The organism is Xenorhabdus khoisanae, assembly GCF_001037465.1.
In the GTDB taxonomy this organism is placed as follows: Bacteria; Pseudomonadota; Gammaproteobacteria; order Enterobacterales; family Enterobacteriaceae; genus Xenorhabdus; species Xenorhabdus khoisanae.
The window spans coordinates 37588-44252 of the sequence record NZ_LFCV01000005.1 but is presented as its reverse complement, the minus strand read 5'-3'; the positions used below and the strand labels follow the sequence as shown (position 1 = coordinate 44252).

Sequence of the window (6665 nt, the reverse complement as noted above, 5' to 3'; positions counted from 1 at the left end):
CGTTAGCTATTAGTCATGTCAAGCCAATTGTATTTATAAGTTATTATTATCAGATGTGAAATTCATTTATTCATTACTTTCTGTTTTGATTGTTCTTTTATTTGAATTTTTTAATTTTCTGGTTTATCAAGTCTTACTTATAAAAAATAAGTTATTTGTTTTTATTAAGTGCATTAATATTATTGGTGTTGGTTTGAGGTCGTTAATTGGTTAACATCGATTGTTTTTACTGCAATATAAGGCGTGGTATTAATAGGGTATGTGCCATTAAGAATAAATTAAAGGCGTTGTTTGTTAATTTGGTGAGTGATGAAGTAAAACTTTCCTTTAAATTTTTGAGTTATCATTCCATTTTATTGATGTGTTACTAAATTTAATGTTTCTCTTTAAAAATATTATTTACCCTTTTAAAGGGCTGTGCTCAAAATTTTTACATATTGTATATATGCTTTGGTTTCTGTGCACAGTCCGTGTTTGGGGTTGCCTGATGGAATGGAAATGTTTCCTTATCCGGATAAATAACCTTTCCTGTTCGTAATGGCTGCTGAGGATTGTTCAACAAAATTTTTATGTGGCACCAGTATTCAGCGTAATTGGAAATATCTGACGGATAATCATTGATAAAAATAAAAACTAACATACAATCACCATGGTAACTAATTTATTAGTGGAGGATTGGTATGGAAAAGTTTACTGATAAATTAATTAGCCTCGATAGATTTATTTTACGGATAGTGCGTTTCCTTTTGCACGCATTTATTATCTTTTTGATCGGCATTATTCCAGGAGTATTGGGGTTTTTCTTGATTGAAAGCCATGCTATACCCGATGCAATATTGAATTCTGTTTCAATGATTGGAACTCAAAATTTGCACATTGAGCCAGTCAGTATGCTGGGAAAATATTTTGCAGCCATTTATGGACTATTCCTTCAGGCTATCTTTTTCATTGCAGTTGGGATGGTAGTGACACCTTTTGTCCATCGAATACTGCACAATTGGCATATTGATGATGATGATGAGGAGGAGGATGCACGAGATAAATAGTTTATTTTTTATTTGTACTTTCATTTTTTAAACTGCAATTTTGGAACTATGAGTTATTATTTATATAACGCGCTAAAAACTGGGGAGTTACTGTGGTGAACATGGGGTTTTTAATGAAACATGGTGGTGATGTTGTTCAACCTCAGATATGAGTTTTTTCTATAAATTTGGGTAGATAGAGAGCGAGATCATGAATCAAGGTCATTGTTTATGTGGCGCTGTTGGTATAAAAACTGGTCAAGGCATTGAGGAAGTTAACGCATGTCATTGTAAAATATGTCAAAAATGGAATGGAGGTCCATTTCTATCTGTAGACTGTAAGGATGATTTACAAATAGAGGGGGCTGAAAATATTTCAACATATTTATCGTCAGAATGGGCAGAACGAGCTTTCTGTAAAAAATGTGGCACACATCTTTTCTACCACTTACATCATCCCAGTGCTTATTATGTTCCAGTTGCCTTGTTCGAAAATAATCATTCTAGTAAATTATCCCGCCAGATTTATGTAGACAGCAAACCTAAGTATTATAATTTTGTTGAAAAAACGCCGATGTTGACTAAGCAAGATATCCTTAATTTATTTAAATAATTGTTACAATACGAATGGGGTAGTATTACCCCATTCGTATTATGGTGGATTAAAGCGGGCTATTATGAATAATATATTTATATGTTGTTCTGAAAAGTATTAAACAAGGCTGTGTGGTTAAAATATTTCATAATAAACGGAATGATTAAAATAATTTACTTTATTGATATGTAACAATTTTCTTTCTGTTTCGTACTAATGTTAGTATAATCCGTTAATTCATCAAAAAGATCTCTCTCTCATTCGAGAGAGAATGCTGTCTTCTTTCTAAATTATTTTATGAAAATCATGAAGATAAAATAAGCATATTGGCTTGGTTTGGGATCTTATTAATTTATCACTATTTCAGTGGGTATTACGTTAGTGGAGATGTTGTTTGATTAATGTTTTATTAGTTGATGACCATGAACTGGTTCGCATTGGCGTGAAAGGTATCCTTGATGATGCAAGAGGAATCAAAGTCGTAGGAGAAGCTGGCAGTGGAGAAGATGCGGTCAGATGGTGCAGATCAAACAGCACAGATGTTGTGATTATGGATATGGGAATGCCCGGAATCGGGGGGCTTGAAGCAGCCAAAAAAATTATCCGCTATTCACCTGATATACGGGTGATTATGTTAACTATCCATACTGAAAGCTCTTTGCCGACAAAAGTGATGCAAGCAGGAGTTAGGGGGTATTTGAGCAAAGCAGCAACACCGCAGGATATGATTAATGCGATTCGAACAGTTTATGCTGGTCAACGCTATATTTCCCCAGATATTGCCCAGCAGATGGCGCTCAATCAATTATCCCCTCAAAAAGAAAACCCATTGGATGAACTTTCAGAGCGTGAATTACAAATCATGACAATGATAACTCAAGGTCGTAAGGTTAATGAGATTTCTACACTGCTTAATTTGAGTCCTAAAACAGTGAATAGCTATCGTTATAGAATGTTCAGTAAACTAAATATCAATGGTGATGTAGAATTGACCCATATAGCAATACGCTGTGGATTGCTTGATACACAAGATATAGTGAACCACGGTGGGTGAGAAAATTTGATGGGTGGAAATCGTGGCAGATCAATTTGATTCAAAGATATTTTTAAAAACAGTCACTAGTCAGCCGGGTGTTTACCGAATGTATGATGCCTCTGGTACGGTGATTTATGTTGGCAAAGCCAAGGATCTGAAAAAACGGTTATCCAGCTATTTTCGGACACAAGTTAGCAGTCGTAAAACAGAATCACTGGTGAAAAATATCGTTCAGATAGATGTCACAGTTACCCATACAGAGACTGAAGCCCTTCTGCTCGAACATAACTACATCAAACTTTATCAACCTCGCTATAATGTATTGTTGCGGGATGATAAATCTTATCCTTACATTTTCTTAAGTGGTGATATCCATCCTCGCCTGACATTATACCGTGGAGCTAAACATGCGAAAGGGGAATATTTCGGGCCATTTCCTAATTCCCACGCTGTGCGTGACACCTTGATTTTATTGCAGAAACTATTTCCTATCCGTCAGTGTGAAGACAGTGTGTATCGCAACCGCTCAAGGCCTTGCCTGCAATATCAGATTGGCCGTTGCCTTGCTCCTTGTGTTAAGGGGTTCGTAACAGATGAAGAATATCAGCAGCAGGTTGAATATGTTCGCTTGTTTCTAGCGGGTAAGGATCAACAAGTGCTGACTGAATTGGTTGATAAAATGGAAAAAGCCAGCCAGCAACTTAAATTCGAAGATGCTGCTCGTTACCGTGACCAGATTCAAGCTGTACGACAAGTGACTGAACGGCAATTTGTTTCTGGTGAGGGGGATGACCTTGATGTTATTAGTGTCGCCTTTGAATCAGGTATGGCCTGTGTACACGTATTATTTATCCGTCAAGGAAAAATATTGGGCAGCCGGAGTTACTATCCCAAAATTCCTGTTGATACTAAATTAGATGAAGTCGTACAGACTTTCCTTGGTCAATTCTATCTTCAGGGCAGTCAAAACAGGACATTACCGACAGAAATTTTGTTGGACTTTGCGTTACCTGAAAAAGAACTGTTGGAAACATCACTTTCTGAATTATCGGGCAGAAAGATCTATATCCAAGCGCGCCCAAGAGGCGATCGAGCGCGTTACCTGAAATTGGCACGTACTAACGCAGCCACTGCATTAACCACGAAACTCTCCCAGCAATCAACAATCCATCAACGCTTAGAATCACTTGCTGCATTCGCAGGTCTTACAAAAATTGGGCGTATGGAATGTTTCGATATCAGCCATACAATGGGAGAACAGACTGTTGCATCCTGCGTTGTTTTTGATAGTAACGGCCCTGTGCGTGCAGAATATCGTCGCTATAATATTACGGGTATCACACCCGGAGATGATTATGCGGCGATGAATCAAGTTTTACATCGTCGATATAGTAAGGCGATTGATCAATCCAAAATTCCAGACATCATCTTTATTGATGGTGGTAAAGGGCAACTCGCACGGGCAATAGAAGTTTTCAATTCTTTGGACGTTGAATGGGATAAAAATCATCCCAAGCTGATTGGTGTTGCGAAAGGAAGTGATCGCAAAGCAGGGTTAGAAACTTTATTTTTTGAAGCGGGGGGTGAGGGCATGGCGCTTCCTCCTGACTCACCAGCCTTACATGTTATTCAACACATTCGGGATGAATCTCATAACCATGCCATCACTGGCCACCGTCAGCGCCGAGAAAAAGTGAAAAAGACCAGTACACTGGAATCAATAGCAGGCATAGGGCCGAAACGCAGACAAATGCTGCTAAAATATATGGGTGGATTACAGCCTTTACGCAACGCAAGTGTAGAGGAGATCGCAAAAGTGCCTTCTATTTCTTATGCATTGGCAGAAAAAATCTATAATGCGTTGAAACACTAAGAGTATTGATGCACCATACTGATAAACTTTACATGGCCAGATAGTTACTAAGCATTATGCAATTAAATATTCCAACATGGCTTACCCTGTTTCGTATTGCCTTAATCCCATTCTTTGTTTTGGCATTTTACCTGCCATTCCAATGGGCACCGATGTTGTGTGCCAGTATCTTTGTTATCGCTGCTGCAACGGATTGGTTTGATGGCTTTCTTGCCCGTTTATGGAAACAGACAACGCGCTTTGGGGCATTTCTTGATCCGGTAGCAGATAAAGTTATGGTTGCCACTGCGTTGGTGCTTATCGCAGAACATTATCATACGTGGTGGATCACACTGCCTGCTGCGACAATGATTGCTCGCGAGATCATCATATCCTCTCTGCGTGAGTGGATGGCAGAATTGGGAAAACGTAGCAGTGTGGCTGTTTCATGGCTGGGAAAAATAAAAACCACCGCACAAATGGCGGCATTAGTGGCTTTATTATGGCGTCCTTGCACTGAACTGGAAGTGGGGGGATTTATCTTATTATATGCAGCTGCGGTATTGACGTTCTGGTCCATGTTTCAATATTTGAGCGCCGCATGGGTTGATTTGCGTGAAGGTTGATCGAAGTGACGCAAAAATCAGCGAACGGACGGATTTTCTAAATAATTGTGTTGACTCATTTCGTGAAATAAGTAGAATGCAACGCATCGAACGGCACATGAGGTTTACGAAACAAGTTAAGTAAATCAACAAGTTCGAAGAAGAGCGGGAATAGCTCAGTTGGTAGAGCACGACCTTGCCAAGGTCGGGGTCGCGAGTTCGAGTCTCGTTTCCCGCTCCAAAAAGGCGCGTTGGCAGAGTGGCCATGCAGCGGATTGCAAATCCGTCAACCTCGGTTCGACTCCGGGACGCGCCTCCAAATTCAGCCCAGGTGGTGAAATCGGTAGACACAAGGGATTTAAAATCCCTCGACCTTTAGGTTGTGCGGGTTCAAGTCCCGCCCTGGGCACCATATAAAAACTTGCTGATAAAACAGTGAGTTAGGGTTAGAAAGAGCCACCTTTACGGTGGCTTTTTTCTTTGATGTAAATCACATTCCTAATAATTTCCTAATATCTTTGCCTAATATCCTTCGGTGTGTTGTCCGCCAACAACCGGAACCACTTCAATTTTTCTGTCGTATCTTGCCGTCTGGGTAATATTTTTATGACCCGAAATCACCTGCTTCTCTGCCAGCGTACCGTCCAGATCTGAAACCCCTTTCGCCTTTAAATCATGAAACGTGAAGTTAAAATCCAATTCTGGAAAAGTTTCTTTCGCGATATTTCTTGCTTTCTTCCAGCGGCTGTTAAAACCATCACGGGTATATTTATGCCCCGTGGCCTGACAAATCACATACATACTGACAATACCCGGCTCGGTAATTAAGGTGTCACTCAGTTTTACCGCCTCTTTTAAGCGTTTCGTCCAGGCCTTAATTTGTTGTTTTCCGGTTTTACCCTGCCGGATAAAGATCCCTTTTTCCATTAACTGTGCGCGGGTGAGTGACAAAACATCGGCTTGTCGTGCACAACATAAATAAGCCAGTTCCATTGCCATTCTAACAACGGCAGGGGCGACGGAATAAAGCGCATTATATTCAGCATCGGTGATATACCGTTCTCGCGCTTTCTCCTTGTATTGTTTCACGCCCTTACACGGATTGCCTTTGACCATGCCCCGCTCATAGCCCCATTTGTAGACCCGGGAAAAGAAAGTTTTCTCGCGGTTGGCCTGCGTTCTGCTCTTCAGGCCGCGTTTGTCCATGTATTTTCTGACGTGTTCAGGTTTCACATTGTCCGGTGCCATTTTCCCGAACACAGGGGTCAGCTTGTTGGCATATTTCCGATAATCTTTTTTAGTATCTGTGGCCAGATCCTGAAACGTGGCTGAAGCCAGAAATTGTTTGATTAACTCTGACACGGTGTTTTCCTCTCGTGACATGTCACTGATAACTTTTTCATATTCCGCCCAGATAACTGAAAGCGGGGCGTCCAGAGGACAGAGGGAAATCGATCCTCCTCTGGCCGGATGAAATTCAAATTTGGTTTTTCCCCGATAGACCCGTTTGGGTAACTTAGCATCGGCGGCGTTCTTCCTTGTTCTGGCCATA

Annotated in this window: 6 protein-coding genes and 3 tRNA genes; 8 read left to right on the top strand and 1 reads right to left on the bottom strand. The window is 40.5% G+C overall.

The genetic code is table 11. From position 1 onward, the window contains the following. Positions 1 to 680: 680 nt before the first annotated feature. From AB204_RS01225 to AB204_RS01190, 8 genes are all read left to right on the top strand, one after another. Complete coding sequence (locus AB204_RS01225) at positions 681 to 1046, top strand: hypothetical protein (protein WP_047961578.1); 366 nt, start codon at positions 681 to 683, stop codon at positions 1044 to 1046. A 190-nt stretch (positions 1047 to 1236) separates the two neighbouring features. Continuing rightward, positions 1237 to 1638 (top strand): GFA family protein, encoded by a 402-nt coding sequence (locus tag AB204_RS01220; protein WP_047961577.1) that lies wholly within the window; start codon positions 1237 to 1239, stop codon positions 1636 to 1638. 376 nt (positions 1639 to 2014) lie between these two features. After that, positions 2015 to 2674 (top strand): UvrY/SirA/GacA family response regulator transcription factor, encoded by a 660-nt coding sequence (gene uvrY, locus AB204_RS01215; protein ID WP_047961576.1) that lies wholly within the window; start codon positions 2015 to 2017, stop codon positions 2672 to 2674. Between the two features lie 22 nt (positions 2675 to 2696). Next, entirely contained in the window at positions 2697 to 4529 is a 1833-nt protein-coding gene (gene uvrC, locus AB204_RS01210) for an excinuclease ABC subunit UvrC (RefSeq protein WP_047961575.1), read from the top strand. Between the two features lie 56 nt (positions 4530 to 4585). After that, positions 4586 to 5134 carry a CDP-diacylglycerol--glycerol-3-phosphate 3-phosphatidyltransferase gene (gene pgsA / locus AB204_RS01205; RefSeq protein WP_047961574.1) on the top strand — a complete coding sequence of 183 codons (549 nt, stop codon included), beginning with the start codon at positions 4586 to 4588 and terminating at the stop codon, positions 5132 to 5134. 144 nt (positions 5135 to 5278) lie between these two features. Beyond that, a tRNA-Gly gene (locus AB204_RS01200) sits at positions 5279 to 5354 on the top strand. 4 nt (positions 5355 to 5358) lie between these two features. Continuing rightward, positions 5359 to 5432 (top strand) — tRNA-Cys (locus tag AB204_RS01195). A gap of 6 nt (positions 5433 to 5438) precedes the next feature. Continuing rightward, positions 5439 to 5525: transfer RNA gene (locus tag AB204_RS01190), tRNA-Leu, on the top strand. A gap of 110 nt (positions 5526 to 5635) precedes the next feature. On the opposite strand, the gene AB204_RS01185 is transcribed toward AB204_RS01190, so the two are convergent. Beyond that, positions 5636 to 6664 (bottom strand): tyrosine-type recombinase/integrase, encoded by a 1029-nt coding sequence (locus AB204_RS01185; RefSeq protein WP_047961573.1) that lies wholly within the window; start codon positions 6662 to 6664, stop codon positions 5636 to 5638. Position 6665 lies beyond the last annotated feature (1 nt).

Bases quoted from the DNA above. Each gene is read 5' to 3' on its own strand.
- AB204_RS01220 (WP_047961577.1), top strand. From the start codon at position 1,237: ATGAATCAAGGTCATTGTTTATGTGGCGCTGTTGGTATAAAAACTGGT.
- AB204_RS01185 (WP_047961573.1), bottom strand. From the start codon at position 6,664: ATGGCCAGAACAAGGAAGAACGCCGCCGATGCTAAGTTACCCAAACGG.
- pgsA (WP_047961574.1), top strand. From the start codon at position 4,586: ATGCAATTAAATATTCCAACATGGCTTACCCTGTTTCGTATTGCCTTA.
- AB204_RS01225 (WP_047961578.1), top strand. From the start codon at position 681: ATGGAAAAGTTTACTGATAAATTAATTAGCCTCGATAGATTTATTTTA.